Origin of the sequence: Paenibacillus sp. FSL R5-0908 (assembly GCF_038006245.1) — a bacterium.
In the GTDB taxonomy this organism is placed as follows: Bacteria; Bacillota; Bacilli; order Paenibacillales; family Paenibacillaceae; genus Paenibacillus_AQ; species Paenibacillus_AQ odorifer.
The window spans coordinates 6,204,690-6,221,432 of record NZ_JBBOUV010000001.1 but is presented as its reverse complement, the minus strand read 5'-3'; the positions used below and the strand labels follow the sequence as shown (position 1 = coordinate 6,221,432).

General features: G+C 43.2%; 20 protein-coding genes. 13 read left to right on the top strand and 7 right to left on the bottom strand.

Translation table 11 applies throughout. From position 1 onward, the window contains the following. The first annotated feature begins 27 nt into the window (after positions 1–27). Positions 28–657, top strand: a complete 630-nt coding sequence (locus MKZ09_RS28200) for a methionine ABC transporter permease (protein ID WP_370510542.1) — start codon at positions 28–30, stop codon at positions 655–657. Positions 658–714: 57 nt separating this feature from the next. Then, on the top strand, positions 715–1,581 hold the full coding sequence (locus MKZ09_RS28195) for a MetQ/NlpA family ABC transporter substrate-binding protein (protein ID WP_036685252.1): 867 nt from the start codon (positions 715–717) through the stop codon (positions 1,579–1,581). A gap of 158 nt (positions 1,582–1,739) precedes the next feature. Here the strand turns inward: MKZ09_RS28195 and MKZ09_RS28190 are convergent, their stop codons facing one another. Further along, complete coding sequence (locus MKZ09_RS28190; RefSeq protein ID WP_036685249.1) at positions 1,740–1,988, bottom strand: NifU family protein; 249 nt, start codon at positions 1,986–1,988, stop codon at positions 1,740–1,742. Between the two features lie 81 nt (positions 1,989–2,069). Here MKZ09_RS28190 and MKZ09_RS28185 point away from each other — a divergent pair, with 81 nt between their 5' ends. Beyond that, the gene (locus MKZ09_RS28185) at positions 2,070–2,324 is read left to right on the top strand and encodes a YuzB family protein (protein ID WP_036685247.1); all 255 of its coding nucleotides are present in this window, start codon (positions 2,070–2,072) and stop codon (positions 2,322–2,324) included. Positions 2,325–2,733: 409 nt separating this feature from the next. On the opposite strand, the gene MKZ09_RS28180 is transcribed toward MKZ09_RS28185, so the two are convergent. Both MKZ09_RS28180 and mqnE read right to left on the bottom strand, forming a co-directional pair. After that, on the bottom strand, positions 2,734–3,795 hold the full coding sequence (locus tag MKZ09_RS28180; protein ID WP_076099373.1) for an NAD(P)/FAD-dependent oxidoreductase: 1,062 nt from the start codon (positions 3,793–3,795) through the stop codon (positions 2,734–2,736). A gap of 51 nt (positions 3,796–3,846) precedes the next feature. After that, a complete protein-coding gene (mqnE, locus tag MKZ09_RS28175; RefSeq protein WP_036685236.1) occupies positions 3,847–4,953 on the bottom strand; it encodes an aminofutalosine synthase MqnE in 1,107 nt (368 codons plus the stop codon). A gap of 458 nt (positions 4,954–5,411) precedes the next feature. On the opposite strand from mqnE, the gene MKZ09_RS28170 reads away from it, so the two are divergent. Next, positions 5,412–5,771: a HesB/IscA family protein gene (locus MKZ09_RS28170; protein ID WP_036685235.1), complete on the top strand. Its 360-nt coding sequence runs from the start codon at positions 5,412–5,414 to the stop codon at positions 5,769–5,771. Positions 5,772–5,877: 106 nt separating this feature from the next. Next, entirely contained in the window at positions 5,878–6,330 is a 453-nt protein-coding gene (locus tag MKZ09_RS28165) for a GNAT family N-acetyltransferase (RefSeq protein ID WP_076128052.1), read from the top strand. 442 nt (positions 6,331–6,772) lie between these two features. On the opposite strand, the gene MKZ09_RS28160 is transcribed toward MKZ09_RS28165, so the two are convergent. Then, positions 6,773–6,982, bottom strand: coding sequence for a hypothetical protein (locus tag MKZ09_RS28160; RefSeq protein ID WP_036685233.1), 210 nt, complete (start codon positions 6,980–6,982; stop codon positions 6,773–6,775). A gap of 333 nt (positions 6,983–7,315) precedes the next feature. On the opposite strand from MKZ09_RS28160, the gene MKZ09_RS28155 reads away from it, so the two are divergent. Continuing rightward, positions 7,316–7,978: a YheC/YheD family protein gene (locus tag MKZ09_RS28155; protein WP_076127972.1), complete on the top strand. Its 663-nt coding sequence runs from the start codon at positions 7,316–7,318 to the stop codon at positions 7,976–7,978. Positions 7,979–8,293: 315 nt separating this feature from the next. After that, positions 8,294–8,437, top strand: a complete 144-nt coding sequence (locus MKZ09_RS28150; RefSeq protein ID WP_036685584.1) for a sporulation histidine kinase inhibitor Sda — start codon at positions 8,294–8,296, stop codon at positions 8,435–8,437. A 132-nt stretch (positions 8,438–8,569) separates the two neighbouring features. Here MKZ09_RS28150 and MKZ09_RS28145 read toward each other — a convergent pair whose 3' ends face one another. Next, positions 8,570–9,544 (bottom strand): NAD(P)/FAD-dependent oxidoreductase, encoded by a 975-nt coding sequence (locus MKZ09_RS28145; protein ID WP_076134261.1) that lies wholly within the window; start codon positions 9,542–9,544, stop codon positions 8,570–8,572. Positions 9,545–9,875: 331 nt separating this feature from the next. On the opposite strand from MKZ09_RS28145, the gene MKZ09_RS28140 reads away from it, so the two are divergent. Together MKZ09_RS28140 and MKZ09_RS28135 are read left to right on the top strand one after the other, a co-directional pair. Continuing rightward, the gene (locus MKZ09_RS28140) at positions 9,876–11,069 is read left to right on the top strand and encodes an NAD(P)/FAD-dependent oxidoreductase (RefSeq protein ID WP_036685230.1); all 1,194 of its coding nucleotides are present in this window, start codon (positions 9,876–9,878) and stop codon (positions 11,067–11,069) included. A gap of 1 nt (position 11,070) precedes the next feature. Then, complete coding sequence (locus tag MKZ09_RS28135) at positions 11,071–11,349, top strand: hypothetical protein (protein WP_076206387.1); 279 nt, start codon at positions 11,071–11,073, stop codon at positions 11,347–11,349. Positions 11,350–11,416: 67 nt separating this feature from the next. Here MKZ09_RS28135 and hemQ read toward each other — a convergent pair whose 3' ends face one another. Then, positions 11,417–12,175 carry a hydrogen peroxide-dependent heme synthase gene (gene hemQ / locus MKZ09_RS28130; RefSeq protein ID WP_036685226.1) on the bottom strand — a complete coding sequence of 253 codons (759 nt, stop codon included), beginning with the start codon at positions 12,173–12,175 and terminating at the stop codon, positions 11,417–11,419. A 373-nt stretch (positions 12,176–12,548) separates the two neighbouring features. Here hemQ and MKZ09_RS28125 point away from each other — a divergent pair, with 373 nt between their 5' ends. From MKZ09_RS28125 to dnaI, 3 genes are all read left to right on the top strand, one after another. Then, positions 12,549–12,845, top strand: coding sequence for a YuiB family protein (locus tag MKZ09_RS28125; protein WP_036685224.1), 297 nt, complete (start codon positions 12,549–12,551; stop codon positions 12,843–12,845). A gap of 240 nt (positions 12,846–13,085) precedes the next feature. Next, a complete protein-coding gene (locus MKZ09_RS28120; RefSeq protein ID WP_076134189.1) occupies positions 13,086–14,624 on the top strand; it encodes a DnaD domain protein in 1,539 nt (512 codons plus the stop codon). Positions 14,625–14,642: 18 nt separating this feature from the next. Further along, the gene (dnaI, locus tag MKZ09_RS28115) at positions 14,643–15,599 is read left to right on the top strand and encodes a primosomal protein DnaI (protein ID WP_076134190.1); all 957 of its coding nucleotides are present in this window, start codon (positions 14,643–14,645) and stop codon (positions 15,597–15,599) included. 195 nt (positions 15,600–15,794) lie between these two features. Here the strand turns inward: dnaI and MKZ09_RS28110 are convergent, their stop codons facing one another. Continuing rightward, positions 15,795–15,953 carry a YqzM family protein gene (locus tag MKZ09_RS28110; RefSeq protein WP_094902239.1) on the bottom strand — a complete coding sequence of 53 codons (159 nt, stop codon included), beginning with the start codon at positions 15,951–15,953 and terminating at the stop codon, positions 15,795–15,797. Positions 15,954–16,306: 353 nt separating this feature from the next. Between MKZ09_RS28110 and trxA the strand changes: the two genes are divergently transcribed. Continuing rightward, a complete protein-coding gene (gene trxA / locus MKZ09_RS28105; protein ID WP_036679814.1) occupies positions 16,307–16,624 on the top strand; it encodes a thioredoxin in 318 nt (105 codons plus the stop codon). Positions 16,625–16,743: the final 119 nt, after the last annotated feature.

The window sequence follows — 16,743 nt, the reverse complement described above, 5'->3', positions numbered from 1 at the left end:
AATTTTGCAGATCTAAATTGGCAAGAAATGATGGATGCTACGGTTGCTACTATAAAAATGATATTTTTTTCCGGATTGTTCACAATTATTCTTGGTTTACCACTCGGAATTCTATTGTATTTATGGGGGAAATCGAATAGTATAGTAATCAGAGTAACTTACTCGGTCTTATCATTACTTGTAAATATTCTACGTTCCGTACCCTTTATCATTTTGATGGTGGCTCTAATTCCTTTCAGCAAAGCCGTTGTTGGAACCTCCATTGGTGTACTCGGTACGATTCCACCTCTGGTGATTGGTGCAGCTCCGTTTTTTGCCCGCTTGGTAGAGACGTCGTTAAGAGAGGTAGACCGCGGAGTCATCGAAGCCGCACAAGGTATGGGAGCATCGACGAATCAAATTGTTATGCGTGTTCTTTTGCCAGAAGCTCGTCCAGGTCTGCTAGCTGGAGTTACGATCACACTGGTTACACTGGTCTCCTATACAGCAATGGCTGGAATGGTTGGGGGCGGCGGATTAGGTGACTTGGCGATTCGTTATGGTTACCACCGCTATGAGACGGAGATTATGATTGTTTCTATAATATTTATTGTCGTACTGGTGCAATTGCTACAAATGGCCGGTGACCGGCTCGTAAAACATTACACACGGAAATAAGGTACATCCATATATATCCTTATTCAATACAAAATATAGATTAGAGGGGGATTTACAATGAAAAAAGTACTACTTACATTTTTTAGCCTGACACTGGTTGCGGTGCTTGCAGCTTGCGGTAACAACAATGCATCTAATAATGCTGGGAGCTCGGCTGCTACAACAGCACCAAACGCAGAAGCAACAAGTGAACCTACTAAAGATCCTGTGAAACTGGTCATTGGTGCCTCACCTGTGCCTCATGCTGAAATTTTGAAGGCTATTGCTCCATTGCTTGAAAAAGATGGAATTACACTTGAAATCAAAGAATTCACTGACTATATTCAACCTAACGTGCAGCTTGATGAGAAGGAGTTAGACGCTAACTTTTTCCAACACCAACCGTATCTGGATGACCAAAACAAAAATAATAAAACAGATCTGGTCTCCGTTGCATCCGTTCACGTTGAGCCTTTTGGAGCTTATTCCAAAAAAATCAAATCGATCGATGAGTTGGCTGATGGTGCAAAAGTTGCCATTCCGAACGATGCTACTAACGGTGGACGTGCACTAATCCTACTTGCAAAAAATGGTCTGATTACCTTGAAAGATGATACAAACATTGCTGCAACGAAAGCAGATATCACTGAAAATAAGAAAAACCTCGACATCATTGAGTTGGAAGCAGCTATGCTCCCACGTCAATTGGATGAGGTAGATCTTGCTTTGATCAACACGAACTTTGCGCTAGACGCTGGTCTCGTACCAACTAAAGATGCATTGTTCATCGAGGGTGTAGATTCCCCTTATGCTAACATTTTGGTTACCCGTCAAGACAATAAAGATTCCGAAGCCATCAAAAAGCTGGTTGCTGCCCTGAATTCTCCAGAAGCTAAAGCTTTCATTGAAGAAAAGTACGAAGGTGCGATCATTCCAGCGTTTTAAGGAATTAAGTTAAATTCATCTATAGTCATAACAAGAACCCGCAGCCAAGTTGGCTTGCGGGTTTTATGTTCTAAGGTTGTGAGAGAATGTTAAATCCTCTATAATAAGAAAATCCCGATCTCCTTTACAGGAGAATCGGGAGGGTTATTGAACGGGATTTAGAATACTTGAACTACTTCTTCAACGCCTTCTACTTCTTCAAGGAGGGCGCGTTCAATCCCGGCTTTCAAGGTGATCGTGGAGCTTGGGCAGCTGCCGCAGGCACCCATAAGTTTCAACTTAACGATGCCGTCTTCTACATCGACCAGTTCTACGTCACCGCCATCGCGCTGCAGGAACGGACGAAGCTTATCCAGCACTTCTAGTACTTCATCATACATTTCGGTGCTTTGTGCATTCTCACTCATTTCTCAATCACTCCTTTCGTAAGTTCATTATAGTACAAAAAGTTAAAAAATAAAATGGTTAGGCGGAATAGGGAGATCATCATGAGACCAATTATTGAATTTTGTTCCAGCAACATGGGTCACGGAACAGACAAGCTAATGCATAAGCTGGAGGAAAATCCGGATTATGATGTCATTGAATACGGATGTCTGAACAATTGTGGAGAGTGTTATTTAATGCCTTTCGCCATGGTTGAAGGTGACATTATTGCAGCAGACACTGTTGCAGAGCTAGAAGAGAAAATTGAAGCCAAGATCAAAGAGCTTGAGGCTTGGTTTAATATAGATCTTGACTAAATTTCTCGAGAAAAAAAGAGGGAGCACTCCATAATCTAAATTATGGAGTGCTCCCTCTTTTTGGAACCTTGCTTGAACAAAATCCACCAATTTGCTCGATTAGGCAACATATTGGAGAGTGCAGGTGCTACCGTGAAGGTGCCACCGGACTCAGGTGACCTTATATTGAGTGTCTTCCTACATTTGGATAGCTATCGGACCCCATAGTCATTATTCACCTGAAAAGCAGCATAAATGAACCTCATTATAAGCAATAACTTCACTGGAGACCGAAACTCTCATCCAAAGGCTAAAAATTTGCGAATAAGGTCATCTGAGTCCGCAGGGTATACGCACAATAACGTAAGAAAGCTACTCTCGTGTTTATCTGAGAGTAGCTTCGTTGAATACTTATGAACCAATCTTAGGTTTATCCTAAAGTGCGTTTCGACATCCAGAGCACTCCGCTCTTGAGGATACGGGGAACCCGTCCTTTGACGGAGCGTTGTCCCATAAGTCCGAATCCTGCTTTTTTGCCTAGTGACCCTAAAGTACCCTTCAGGCGAATAGGATGAAGCTTAGGAGTCTCTCCGCGCCAGGTCGCTTGAATAACCTGAGCTACCTGCTCACCCTGTGCTCCAGCGGCTTGTGCGCTTGGTGCGAATGGCAGACTGGCACAGTCACCAATCACATATACCTCAGGATAATCCGGTATACGATAATACTCATCCAGCATAATCCGTCCACCGCGGTCCTTCGACACATTCAAATCTTGAACTACTTTTACAGGTTGAATCCCTGCGGTCCATACTGTCACATCTGAAAGGATTTCCTCGGTACCGTTAAAAATCGAATCCTTCTCTACATGAGATACAGAGATTCGTCCCAGCGTTTGCACCTGATGGTGATGAAACCATTCCTCTACGTACTGTGACAGCTTTGCCGGAAAGGCAGATAAAACACGCTCACCGCGATCCAGAATAGCGATGTTAAGATCTGGACGGCTCTCCCGAAGCTCTGCGGCTAATTCAACACCGCTTAATCCTCCACCTACGATGTTTATCGTTCCGTAAGGCTTCACATCATTTAAACGGCGGTAGGTTTCCCGAGTACCAGCAAAGGTCTGGATGCTGCAGGTATATTGATCAGCACCAGGGATGTTGTGGTAATTGTCGGTACAGCCAAGAGCAATGGCTAGGAGATCATAAGATACAATCTCACCGGATTCCATACTGACTATTTTGCTCTCCAAATCAATGGAACTCACTTCACCGTACCGGACAGTAAGCCGGGGGTGAACCGGAAAATGAATGCGCAGGTGATAATCAGTTACGGTACCTGCGGCGAGCGCATAATATTCCGTTTTGATTCCTTGATAAGGCATTCGGTCAATTAAGATAATTTCAACATCATGAGGAAGATGATTATTGAGTAATTCTTGAATTAAGGCTAGGCCGCCGTAGCCACCGCCAAGAACGAGTATTGTTCTCATGCTGACCGAACTTCCTTTCCAATATGGGATAACAAATCTCAGGTAGTTTTCTTATTCGTATACCTTAACCTCATTATAGAAAGTGTCACGTTCAACAGGAATTCGTCCAGCACCTTTCACTAGCCAGATCAATTCGTCGCGAGTCAGACCTTCCGGTGTTAAGGCGCCAGCCGCGTGGCTGATACGTTCTTTTAGAATTGTGCCATGCACGTCTGATGCACCGAAGTTCAGCGCAACTTGAGTAAGCTGAGGGCCAATGTTAATGAAGTACGCTTTGATGTGATCGAAATTGTCCAACATCAATCTGCTGATCGCAATGGTCTTCAGATCCTCATAAGCAGAGTTGCGGCGCATAATGCCAGCGTTTTTATTCTTAGGCTGCATGGACAATGGAATGAATACCATAAAGCCATTGGTTTCGTCCTGCAAATCACGGATTTGCATCATATGGCGGATACGGTCTTCGTGAGATTCAATGGAGCCGTACAGCATAGTGGTATGGGTCTTCATCCCAAGCTGATGTGCTGTCCGATGGACTTCCAGATATTCTTCTACATTAGCTTTGTCTACACGCATTTTTTTACGATATTGGTCGGATAATATCTCTGCGCCACCACCGGTGAGTGTTTTGAGTCCAGCAGCACGTAATTGTTCCAGTACCTCACGAATACTCAAACCGCTAATACGGGTGAAAAAATCAATTTCAGCGGCAGTGTAGGCTTTTAAGGTAACCTCAGGGAAACGTTCGTTCAAAGCTTTTAAAGAATCCACATAATATTGGAATGGAACCTTGTCGTTATGGCCACCAACAATATGGAATTCGCGTACGCCTGGGTGGATATGCTGTTCGACATATTGCACCATTTCTTGACCGGAAAGGGTATAGGCTCCCTCTTCTCCATCATCTTTGCGGAAATTGCAGAATGCACAGTGCGATTCGCAAACATTGGTGAAATATAGACTCATGTTTTCGATAAAATATACCCGGTTGTGATTCTTGGCGATATTGACTTCATTCGCTAGCTGGCCAATGGTAAGTAAATCGTTGCTTTGATATAAATAAACGCCATCTTCCAAATTCAATCTTTCGCCGCTGCGAACCTTATCAATAATGTTCGCCATTCGGGCATCCGTGTGGGGGGTAAAAAGAGTAGACATATTATGATTTCCTCCTGAAAGTTTACGAGCAGACTGCTCGAAGATAAATTCCAGACGTACCCAAGTGGTAGCTGTTCATTCTAAAAAAGAAAGAGGCGAGCTTGCCTCCGTGACAAATTTCCGAATTTTTACTTAGAGTGCCTTCCCTATTATAAACCTACTCTCCTAAGGGTATCAACAGCTTGATATTGATGGTGTTTTTTGCTGTGAAGGGTCATGCCTAAGGCAGTTGTGACTTGAGGGTAACGGAATAGTCGGTTATACTGAATTTATCAAGCATAAACGTCATTGGCATCCTTATAAAGGTGATAAGCGTTTGAGCGAGAAATATAAGAGATAAAGAATAGGTGCAACACTTATACTTTCTTATATTTTTAAGAAATAACTTTTGGCCGGAAGGCCCCTTAAACATAAGTTTCCGCTTATGAAGTGAGACGAATTTGTAGGAGGATGAGATCATGATTAATATTAGTGAAAAGGCAGCAGAACAATTAAAGGCGATGCTTGCTGAACAAGAAGTACCGAACATGTTCCTCCGTATTGGAGTAACGCCCGGCGGTTGCAGTGGATTCTCGTACGCTATGGGCTTTGATGATAATGAAACCGATCAGGACGTATATATGGACATTCAAGACATGAAAGTGGTTGTGGAGAAGGAGAACCTTCGTTACCTGGACGGTCTCGAAATCGACTTTGAAGAATCCGGCATGACGGGTGGCTTCACCATTAATAACCCTAACGCTACTGCAACTTGCGGCTGCGGTTCAAGCTTCCGTACAGCTACGGATGCAGGGAAACCTAACGAAGAGCCTTGCTAATCACAGCAATCACGGCTCCAAGCCCCGTGTTGGATTCTAACAACACAGGCTTGGAGTTTTTTTATTCTCAATGACAAAAATCATCACAAGGAGTCCGGAAGTGGAAATGGAAATCAGAAAATTAAAAGCTGGTGAACAGCCTCCATTAGAATTACTTCTATTAGCAGATCCTTCGGAGAGCTTGGTTAACGGATATTTACAAAGAGGGTTATGTTGTGTGGCTGAGGTGGATAACAGCATCATCGGAGTCTACGTTGTGCTGCAGACAAGACCGGAGACTGTAGAGATCGTAAATATCGCCGTCGACGAAAATAAACACGGGCAAGGAATAGGTAAACAGCTGCTGAACCATGCGATTCAGAATGCCAAGCTGCTTGGAGCAAAAACCATTGAAATTGGCACAGGAAATTCGAGTGTTGGACAATTGGCACTTTATCAGAAATGTGGATTCAGAATCACCGGCATTGATAGAGATTTTTTTATTAGACATTACAGTGAAGAGATCTTTGAAAATGGGATTCAAGTCATAGATATGATACGCCTGTCGCTGGATTTATGAGTAAAGAGGAGTTTATCAAAAGCCTGGTAATGACCGCTGGGGCAGCCCTCTATTCTTTTACATAGGAAGCAAAACTGTATCGCAAACCATGTATCGGACACAGATGACCCCAAACGCCGCATTTTCCCATATTTGTGGTGCCAACGGACCGCATTGCCGCTATTGCTATGAAAATCAGTAAATATGAAGCTCTTTCTAAGCAATAGTGTCACTGGAGTCCGAAACCACGCCTCAAAGGTTGAAAATCTGCAAATAACGTCATCTGGGTCCGAAATACTCATGGGTTAACGACACTGTTGAAGCAGATAGCTATTGATTAAAAACACAGAGCAGCGATTCTCCAGGTAACTGGAGAATCGCTGCTCTGCTTTTTTTTTTTTTTGCGATGGTCGGACCGTCTGTGCATAGAAATAAGCTGTTTATAGGACAGTCTCTGCGTACATTAGGCTGGAATAATAAACTTGTAATTAATCATAAATACGATGAGCGCTGCAGCTCCAAGGGAGAAGGCGATACAGCCCGTACCCAGTGCTCTGCGTTTGTCTTTAATAAATTTAAAGCCAATGGCGCAGATCAGTATAGTCGTTCCAGCCAATACAATGGACATCCCAAGCATAGCCACCCAATATAAAACTTCAAAAAACTGTGCCATTCTGAGCCCTCCCCGCGCTGTGCTTTTTAGTGATTCTGTTAGTACTCACTATAATAGTAGAAATTGAAAATGTAACCGCTATTAATAATACAACGATTTTGAAGATTATTCTAGTTATAGTGAACTCATCCATTAAGATAATCTTGTCGAATTTTTTGAGAATTGAATCTACAAAATCCGCGGTTGTACCCTATCGCTGTCGACTGATGCTGTGCTAAACACTAAGCCCTTTTTGCTAAGAGCGGCATCTTACACGGACAATCATACAAGAGGGCGAGACCTTCTCTGAGTAATGTATAGGGTAGGCTGGAATGTGAAGGGAGGGAAAGGACGATGGCAGGAAGACAATTGGCCAGTAAGTGGCTGAAGACAGAGGCGTTGCTGACCGACGCTCGGGTTGCACCCTATATCCCAATGACAAGGGGGTACAGGGCAGAAACGCTCCTGGCAATGCTTCGTAGATATGGAAATGTTGTCATTAAACCTATTGTGGGTGGCGGGGGTTACGGTGTAATCAAAGTTTTTCGGGATAGTCGCGGTTATGGATTCACCTATATGGACAGAACTCGAATTTACAAGGATTTTGGATCCATGAGACGTGCGCTTAATACTGTGAAGGCAAGACGCAGATATTTGATTCAACAAGGGATTTCCCTGGCTAGAATCGGCGGGCGGCCTATTGATTATCGGGTCAAAGTAGTTAAGAATGGTGAGGTTTGGGAATTTCGCTCCATGGTAGGGAGATTGGCTCGGCCAGGTCTGTTCGTAACCAATCTTTGTAAAGGGGGAACGATGCTATCATGTCGTGAAGGACTTCGTAGATCGTTGCCGCGGATTAAAGCTTCAGCGAAGAAAGCAGAAATGCGAAGACTAACCCATGTATGTATCGGAATTATGGAACGGCATTTTCCGGGAATAGGTGAGCTGGGCTTTGATTATGCTGTGGATTATTCAGGGAAAATATGGATTCTGGAGGTTAATACAAGACCTCAATAAATTAACAATTATTTTAAGAATTGACGATAATAGAGTAGTAAGATAAAATTGCGTTTAGTTGCGTTCTTTTGGGGTAAATAACATTGTAATTTATTTACAATAAAAATATATTTTTTGCTGTATACAAGTGGTTCAATCCTGTGTATAACTATTATCCCCATAGTCCACTGTGTAGCTAGTACCTTTACAACGCTTACACACATTTTATACACAGGATTTCCACATGTACTTGTGGATAACGCGAACGCTTGTTCGAAAAATGATAGTTTGATATGATAGATTCAGATCCAAATAAAGGAAAGGTAGATGAAGTTTATGGTTGAATTGTCGGATGAGATGCTGCTTGACTCTTACCATAGAGCAATAGAGCTGCAACTAGAGCATGATTTCATCGCTCTTCTACTCGTTGAAATTCGCAAACGAAACTTACACTCTCCAGTACATGCGGTTCTTCATTAAAAAGCGCAAAGGATAACTTTGTAGCAGGCTACATATATAAAACCGCGAGGCACAAACAAACATAAAAGGGTATCCTCACAGGCTGTTATTAACAGGCCTGTAAGAATACCCTTTTTTATTGTGTTAATAGATTTAGAGTTTCATATTACTGCTGTGACCCGGTGAAAGCTTCGCTTCTGGATCAATGTACACCTTAGCATTATTCACAGCCGTTGGAGCTTCGCCAAATCCTACAGCAATCAGCTTCAGCTTACCAGGATAAGTTGTGATGTCGCCGGCAGCAAATATGCCTGGAATGCTTGTTTCCATACGCGAGTCAACAACAATGGAGTTCCCTTCAATCTCAATACCCCATTCGGCAATAGGACCTAGGGAAGAGATGAATCCGAAGTTAACAATAACGCTGTCCACTTCAATTTCTTGAGTTTCTTTGGTCTTGATATTTGACAATGTAACCTTGGTAATGAACTCATCACCATGCAGCTCTGTAATTTCAGTAGGGGTAACTACGTTAACCTTGGAAGCCATCAGGTTCTCAACGCTATGTTCATGCGCACGGAATTTATCCCGGCGGTGAATCAGGGTTACCTGTTCAGCGATGGGTTCCAGCATGAGCGCCCAGTCAACTGCAGAGTCACCGCCACCGCTGATCAGAACTTTTTTATCTTTAAAGGCATTTAGATCATTTACAAAATAATGGAGGTTTGCTTTTTCAAAACGTCCAGCGTTGGGTAATTCCAAACGACGAGGTTCAAATGCACCTACACCAGCTGTAATGATGATCGCCTTACTGTGGTATTCGGCTACATCGGTTGTAACCACAAAATGACGTTCGTCCCGTTTTTGAACAGAAATCACTTTCTCCTCCAGCCGGATATTGGATTGGAACATATCCATTTGCCGAGACAGGTTGTCGACCAATTCTTGTGCTGTTACTTTTGGAAAACCTGCCACATCATAAATGTATTTTTCTGGATAAAGCGCAGCAAGTTGTCCCCCCAATTGGGGCATACTTTCAATAAGGGTTACTGATGCCTGACGCATTCCGCCGTAAAATGCGGCAAACATGCCAGCTGGCCCGCCACCTATGATTAAAAGGTCGCTCATAGGAACGCTGGATTGCTCTTGGGTCACGGGATATTACACCTCCGAGTTGATATATTCATTTTGCCATACTTGTGTACCTACTTATTATAATCATTGTGACACATACCTGCAAAGAAAGACTTTAGAAGTCAATAAAAGTGTGACGTTTTTTAGTATTTTAATGTTTGATTAATGCTACACTAAGGTTTACAATGGATATGGTCAATTTAGAAATGCTTCAAGTTTGATTGGAATTTCTTCTAAATATAAGTGTATAAATTCACAAAAAGGACCGTACATTGTTTCAATAAAAAATACAAAGACAGATTTACCTCTTGGAAGGAGCCGGAACATGAGTAGTATTCCCAAAATCGTTATCTTAGGCGCGGGCTATGGGGGTATTTTGACCGCACAGCGCTTGCAGAAGGCTTTGAATTATAATGAAGCGGATGTCACGCTTGTAAACCGTCACGAGTACCACTATTTTACTACCCATCTACATATGCCTGCGGCGGGTACGGACAGTATTGAACACACTCGGGTGTCCATTTCGAAACTAATCGATGAATTCAAGATCGACCTCGTGAAGTCATCTGTTCAGGAAATTCGTACTCAGCAGAAAAAGATTATTTTGGAGGATGGTACCCTATCGTATGATTATCTTGTCATTGCTTTAGGTGGAGAACCTGAAACATTTGGTATTCCTGGACTTGATAAATACGCACTGACAATCCGGAGCATCAATTCCGTTCGTTTAATTCGCGAGCATATTGAATATCAATTCGCTAAGTACAAGAACGAGAACAATGCTCAGGAGCATATTAATTTTGTTGTCGGTGGTGCCGGCTTTAGCGGTATCGAATTTGTAGCTGAATTAGCTGACCGTATCCCTGGATTGTGTAAAGAATATGACGTTGATCCAAGTATGGTTAATATATATAACGTAGAGGCTGCTCCGACAGCACTGCCTGGTTTTGCTCCTGAGCTTGTTGAGTATGCGATGGACTTGCTCACCAAAAAGGGAGTTACCTTCAAGATGGGTGTTGCGATCAAGGAGTGTCTGCCAAACGGGGTAATTCTGGCATCAGGCGAAGAAATCAAAGCCTCCACAATTATTTGGACAGGCGGAATCCGTGGCAATCGTCTTATTGAGGCTGCCGGATTTGAAGCTATGCGTGGGCGCGTGAAGGTAGATGAATATCTACGTGCACCGGGCCAAGAGAATATCTTCATTATTGGGGATGGCTCCCTTATGATTAATCCGGAAGGACGCCCTTACCCGCCAACCGCTCAAATTGCTATGCAGCAGGGTGAATGCTGTGCGCATAATTTGGTGGCAGCAATCCGCAATCAACAGCCAAAGAAATTCGCATTCAGCAATAAAGGAACCGTAGCTTCCCTAGGCAAAGGCCAAGGAATCGCTGTAGTAGGCAGCAAAACTTACAAGGGCTGGACTGCAGCTCAGTTGAAAAAAGTTGTAGATATGCGCTACTTGTTCATTATCGGCGGAATTCCGCTGGTTCTGAAAAAAGGAAGATTCTTATAAGATGCGCCATTGCAGCGTACAGGTACGCGGACTGCTGACTCGTGAAGAATTGGACCGTTATAACGGACTGATAGAGGTTGGATCTTATCTGGAGGATCAGAACCAGTATGATCTGGCTTATATCGTTCAGAAGGAAATTGATCTGCTCATTCTCCCTGGTATCGAACGTCTGAAGGATAAAGGGCGCGCTCGGGATCGGGCCACGGCTGAATATCTGGAAAGTTTACGTGAAGATGATGAGGATAAAGAAGACGAGGATTCAGGAACTTCGGTGTCTTAATCTAATGATATGGCAGTTAAAAAGGGTGTGTCTCCATGCGAACTGGAGACACACCCTTTTTTTATTGTTACAGCTTGAGCATTTCTTCAAAAGATTCTTCAGTCAGCAGATTGCCGACATAAAAAGGTCCGAATTCGCCGTAGCGAGCACTTACTTCGTCAAAACGCATTTCGTATACCAGCTTTTTGAATTGCAGTGCATCTTCAGCGAACAGAGTTACGCCCCATTCCCAGTCATCAAAACCGACGGAGCCGGTAATAATTTGCTTCACTTTACCTGCATATGAACGTCCAATTAACCCGTGTGAAGCCATGAGCTCCCGGCGTTTGTCCATATCAAGCATGTACCAGTTATCGGCAAGCTCGCGTTTTTTGTTCATAGGATAGAAACAGATGTGTTTCGCTTGCGGTAAAATAGGCTTTAGACGTGCGGCAACATGCGGATTCTGCATAGGATCGCTACCGTCGCTGCCACTGCCACCAGCAGCGTAGTTGCTTAATTCAACAATACTTACATATGAATAAGCTTTGGTTGTATATTGAGCAAAAGCGATTTTGTTAAAGGCGGTCTCAAGTTGGTTCAAAGCTTCTAGGCTTTCGCGCAAAAACATCATTACAAAATCGGCCTTTTGGCCCACTATGGAGTATACTGCGGTGCTGCCTTCTTTAGCTTCCTCAACAGGGCTCCATTCCTGCATAAAAGCATGTAGTTCTTCCAGGGCAACGGCACGTTCTTCATCATCTGCTGCCGTCCAAGCGGTCCAGTTCAGAGAGCGGAAGTCATGCAGTGCATACCAGCCTTCCAGTGTCAAAGCGGCTTCGATCATGATCTCACTCCTTAAAAGTTTTACGAAGCATAAGCCTCGCTGAAATAACATCGCGTAAAACTTGCTTCGAAAGCATACGCTTAGTTTTACGAAGCATAAGCCTCGCCCAAAATAACATCGCGTAAAACTCGCAATTGAAGCATAAACTTAGTCTTACGAAGCATCTGCTTCATAGGCTATGTATGATCTGATTAATCTACTTGCATTGTATCGCAATCAAGCCGCCAAGAGCAAACGGAGGCATCCTGTAAGTGTGCGAATTAGTGCGTGATTTTGAATAAAGTTCATTGCTTCGTGACATTTTTTCTAGTAAACTTACTACTAGCTTGTAAAAGATGTGCGCTTCTTTATAGAAAGGGGTGGAGACGGTAAGATGGGATTTATTCCAGTGTTTATCCTAGCCGTTTTATTCTTTGTGATGATGTTTGGTATCGGCTTTATTCTTAACATGTTAATGAAGACAACCTGGTTTCCCGCTTATCTATTCGTACTTATTATTCTACCCGTCGTAATCTATTCTATTTGGGATAGAAACGCGATGTCGCTCTGGGAGCATCTCTCCAGTTTCCACTTTGTTGATTATCTTACAGGTGTCGCTGGTCTTGCAGGTGCTATACTTAGTGGATGGACCATTCAAAAGCTGCGCTTTGGCGGTTACAAGATGTTTTAAAGATTTGAAAGAGCCTATGTTATGAATCAGTCTTATATTTCTGCGAGAAACGGGATACCTTCCTCTTTAGAGGTCGGCGAAGCCGTTTCTTCTTGTTTAATAGAGGTAGATATTCGTAAGAAGAAGTTGATTATATTGCGAAAAGAGTCGAAATTGGGATTTTATTTACATTTTCGCTATGTTAATTTGTGATAGAATAGAATCCTGTATGAATTCGTGCAAACAAGGGGGTATCCGTAGATGCGGATGAGTAACTTACATCATTTCACCGAACATCATCGGTACTGCGTTTCCCGCGAATTTGGTCTTAGTGTTATAGATGGACGTATGCTTAGCTCTGTATATCAACCTATGGTAGGAGCCTTTGCAATCAGTTTCTATCGCTTGCTGGTTGAACATGTGCCAGCAGATAGCATTGGCTATTCTGGAGTGGAGCAACAGCGCAGGCTATTTATGACTTTGGGTGTTGAGCCCAATGAGAAAGGCCGCAAATATTTAATTGATCAGGCTTCTCGGTTAGAAGCAGTAGGTCTGTTGCAGACCTGTCGAATCTATGTGCCGGAAACAGATGATTATTTATATGAATATGAGCTAATGCCGCCGCTATCGCCAGCTGACTTTTTTGCCACTCAGCATTTAACCTTGCTGTTACGTGATAAGATTGGCAAATTTGCTGTGCTGTCCTTACGGGAACAGTTCTGGAATCGCGAGCCGGAAGAGTGGAGTCGCAGATCTATAGGCAAAGAGAATATTTCCGTGCCTTTTTATGATATTTTTCAACTTAATACACATGTCATTGATTATGAGCTGGAGCAAGCTTTGGCAGAGGTAGCCTCTGTTCGACAGCCCGGCACGCTTGAATCCGGAGAGCAGGCAATCGGATATAGTGACATTATTTTGCGTTTTCCACGGGAGTCTGTGAATCGGGCTCATGTAGAAAAACTGCGCTTTGACCATACTCAAATGGGTGTAATTAACTATGTTGCTCATAAATACGAACTGAGTCCGCAGGATTTATGTCGTTTGCTGGATGAGGATGGAGTGTTCTCACCGGAGGGCGAGGTCATGCTGGATGCGTTGCAATATAAAGCGAGCCAACATTTCAGGCAAGATATGAAACGACAGGAAAAACGTGAAATTGCAGCTGCGAAAGTTGTTTCTATCCGGTCCAGTGCGACCGAAGAGAATGATGATTCTATAGCACCACCAGAGCAATCTGTTGAGATGGAGTATTATGTAGAAGTACCGCCACAATTTTTGTCCAAATGCGACATTCACCAATATAATATGATGCTGCGGAACGAACCTTATACGAGACTGCTACAAACCTTTTTCCCGGGTGCAGTGCCCAGCCATCTGATGGATATGTTCGAGAAAATAGATCTGAACTATAAGCTGAGCGGTGAAGTAATTAATGTACTCATTCATTATTTAATGACTATGGTAGCCTCGGGTGGAGAACAGCGGATGAACCGCAATTTTGTAGAGGCTATCGCCTCCAATATGCTGGTTAAACAAGTGAACACCTACGAGAAGGCTGTAAGATATATTAGAGATCAGTCCAAAGTGAAGGGCAAGGGGACAACGGCTAATACGGCTGGAGGAACACGATCACGTTCTTATGCCAAAAATACAGGCCGCTCTAATAAACCGGAAATTCCGATTGTGCTGGATGATGGAAGTGCTGGAACAGTATCGGAAGAGGAATTCGCGGCGATGATGAAGAAAGCGGCAGAAATTAAGGCCAGTAAGAAAAAAGGCGTATCGCAAACGCCTTAATGAAAGAGAGGTGGAACAATGGAGTCTATGGGCGATGTACTTCGTTCGATCAACAATCCAACTCTACGGCAGCGTCAACGCGATCTTGAACAGGGGTTATTCAATCATCCACTTGTGAAGGCATTACAGTCCGAACATCCTGAACTGGACGAATCACGACTGCGGCTTCATATGAGTCGCCTGTATCAATATGTAGAGGAAAGCCGAAACTGTGCGAACTGCCCAGGACTAGAGAAGTGTCCAAATGATTTTCCTGGCCATTATAGTAAACTAACGGTAGAAACTGTAAATGGTTCAGTGGATCTATATGAACGCAAGACGGCATGCCGACTTAAAGTGGCACAAGATAATCAGGATAACATCCGCAAACGTATTCGTAGCTTTTATGTGGACGAGCGTGTACTTAACGGCGGTTATGATGAGATAGATATTATGGGCAAAGACCCGCGCCGGGTCTCGGCTGTGAATAAAATATTTGATTATATCACGAATGTTAAAGAGGAAGGCCTGACTTCACGCGGCATTTATTTACATGGCTCTTTTGGAACAGGCAAAACTTTTTTGATGTGTTATTTGCTGCATGAGCTTGCTGTTGCTGGATATACCGGAGTGATCGTATACATGCCAGACTTTATAGAGGACTTGAAATCGATCATGATGGATGGCCAGAAGATGAAGGAAACTGTCGATACGATGAAAAACTGCGATTTACTTATTTTTGATGACATTGGTGCGGAAAATCTGAATCCTTGGGCTCGTGATCATGTACTTGGGGCGATCTTAAATTATCGGATGAACCGCAAACCAACCTTTTACACCTCGAATTATCCGTTGGATGGCTTGGAGAAACATCTTAGCTTTACGAGCAAAGATGGTGAAGAGGTCTATAAAGGCCAACGGCTAATGGATCGCATTGCTCCTTTTGTGGATGTTCTTCCACTGCATGGGGAGAATCAGCGAGGGGCCAATAGATAAGCCTGAAATATTCATAATGTAAAATTCAAAAGAGCAGTGGTTCTCCTTTTATTGGAGGATGGCTGCTCTTCGTTTTCTTTAGTTATCCTAACTCAAACGCCGCTTTTTCCCTCATTATTCTCAAAAAAAGAAGCCGCCCCATAAGTAGCACTCACTACTTTTGAGACAGCTTCTTTTTAGTGTGCGATGTTTCCTTTACTCCGAGAGAATGAACTTAAGGATGACCATTCCGAAAAAGACAACCGTCATAAACGTGGTCATTCCGAAAAATCCGGTCATTAAATCCCCAAGATCATTGCGGGGTTCTTCGTTGATATGTTCTCGTGGGTCCCGTACTTGCGCGTTAACATCCATAGTTTCTGCCTCCTTACAGGGACAAGCCCTGTATTATTAGATGCAAATTGACATTAGTTTATGAAATAAGTCATTGACAATTAATGCGCTTTCTTTAAGTATACCGAAATGCTGGGGAGGTTGTAAAGAAAAGAGTGCGTAAAAAAAATACATTGAAGGCAATATAATTGCGAGTGATATTTCACATATCCCATAAAGATATGTTATACTTGTAATGTGTCGGTAAGTGGTAATTTGGTTATCATATTACATGAAACAATTTATTAACTCATATTTCGGAGCAGCTTCCATGAACTAAGCTTTGGCTTAAGATGTGCGTAATGCTTCGCAAAACTTAAAGGAGGAACAATATCATGGCTATCGTGAACGTGTCTGACCAATCCTTCAGTAACGAAGTGGAAGGTCAAGGTACTGTAGTAGTAGACTTCTGGGCTCCTTGGTGTGGTCCTTGTAAAATGCTCGCTCCAATCTTGGATGAATTGTCCACAGAGCTGGGAGACGACGTGAAAATTGCAAAATTGAATGTGGATGAGAATCCGGAAACGGCTTCCCGTTTTGGTGTTATGAGTATCCCAACTCTGATCTTCTTCAAAGACGGTCAACCGGTAGATAAAGTTGTGGGACTGAACTCCAAAGAATCCCTGAAAAATATCGTAGCAAAACATCAATAATTGATAGATGCTACTGTTCGGGCCTCGGCCCTGCCACTCAGCGCCTTCGGTTCATTCCGGAGGCGTTTTGTGTGCTGAATGCCAACTAATCATGGGTCCAATTTAGCTGGAGGGGATCA

Excerpts from the sequence above, each read along its gene's own strand:
- trxA (WP_036679814.1), top strand. The coding sequence starts at position 16,307 with ATGGCTATCGTGAACGTGTCTGACCAATCCTTCAGTAACGAAGTGGAA.
- mqnE (WP_036685236.1), bottom strand. The coding sequence starts at position 4,953 with ATGTCTACTCTTTTTACCCCCCACACGGATGCCCGAATGGCGAACATT.
- MKZ09_RS28160 (WP_036685233.1), bottom strand. The coding sequence starts at position 6,982 with ATGGCACAGTTTTTTGAAGTTTTATATTGGGTGGCTATGCTTGGGATG.
- MKZ09_RS28155 (WP_076127972.1), top strand. The coding sequence starts at position 7,316 with ATGGCAGGAAGACAATTGGCCAGTAAGTGGCTGAAGACAGAGGCGTTG.
- MKZ09_RS28200 (WP_370510542.1), top strand. The coding sequence starts at position 28 with ATGATGGATGCTACGGTTGCTACTATAAAAATGATATTTTTTTCCGGA.
- MKZ09_RS28110 (WP_094902239.1), bottom strand. The coding sequence starts at position 15,953 with ATGGATGTTAACGCGCAAGTACGGGACCCACGAGAACATATCAACGAA.
- MKZ09_RS28125 (WP_036685224.1), top strand. The coding sequence starts at position 12,549 with ATGGGATTTATTCCAGTGTTTATCCTAGCCGTTTTATTCTTTGTGATG.
- hemQ (WP_036685226.1), bottom strand. The coding sequence starts at position 12,175 with ATGATCGAAGCCGCTTTGACACTGGAAGGCTGGTATGCACTGCATGAC.
- MKZ09_RS28195 (WP_036685252.1), top strand. The coding sequence starts at position 715 with ATGAAAAAAGTACTACTTACATTTTTTAGCCTGACACTGGTTGCGGTG.
- MKZ09_RS28170 (WP_036685235.1), top strand. The coding sequence starts at position 5,412 with ATGATTAATATTAGTGAAAAGGCAGCAGAACAATTAAAGGCGATGCTT.
- MKZ09_RS28135 (WP_076206387.1), top strand. The coding sequence starts at position 11,071 with ATGCGCCATTGCAGCGTACAGGTACGCGGACTGCTGACTCGTGAAGAA.
- MKZ09_RS28165 (WP_076128052.1), top strand. The coding sequence starts at position 5,878 with ATGGAAATCAGAAAATTAAAAGCTGGTGAACAGCCTCCATTAGAATTA.
- MKZ09_RS28140 (WP_036685230.1), top strand. The coding sequence starts at position 9,876 with ATGAGTAGTATTCCCAAAATCGTTATCTTAGGCGCGGGCTATGGGGGT.
- MKZ09_RS28150 (WP_036685584.1), top strand. The coding sequence starts at position 8,294 with ATGGTTGAATTGTCGGATGAGATGCTGCTTGACTCTTACCATAGAGCA.
- MKZ09_RS28190 (WP_036685249.1), bottom strand. The coding sequence starts at position 1,988 with ATGAGTGAGAATGCACAAAGCACCGAAATGTATGATGAAGTACTAGAA.
- MKZ09_RS28145 (WP_076134261.1), bottom strand. The coding sequence starts at position 9,544 with ATGAGCGACCTTTTAATCATAGGTGGCGGGCCAGCTGGCATGTTTGCC.
- MKZ09_RS28185 (WP_036685247.1), top strand. The coding sequence starts at position 2,070 with ATGAGACCAATTATTGAATTTTGTTCCAGCAACATGGGTCACGGAACA.
- dnaI (WP_076134190.1), top strand. The coding sequence starts at position 14,643 with ATGGAGTCTATGGGCGATGTACTTCGTTCGATCAACAATCCAACTCTA.
- MKZ09_RS28120 (WP_076134189.1), top strand. The coding sequence starts at position 13,086 with ATGCGGATGAGTAACTTACATCATTTCACCGAACATCATCGGTACTGC.
- MKZ09_RS28180 (WP_076099373.1), bottom strand. The coding sequence starts at position 3,795 with ATGAGAACAATACTCGTTCTTGGCGGTGGCTACGGCGGCCTAGCCTTA.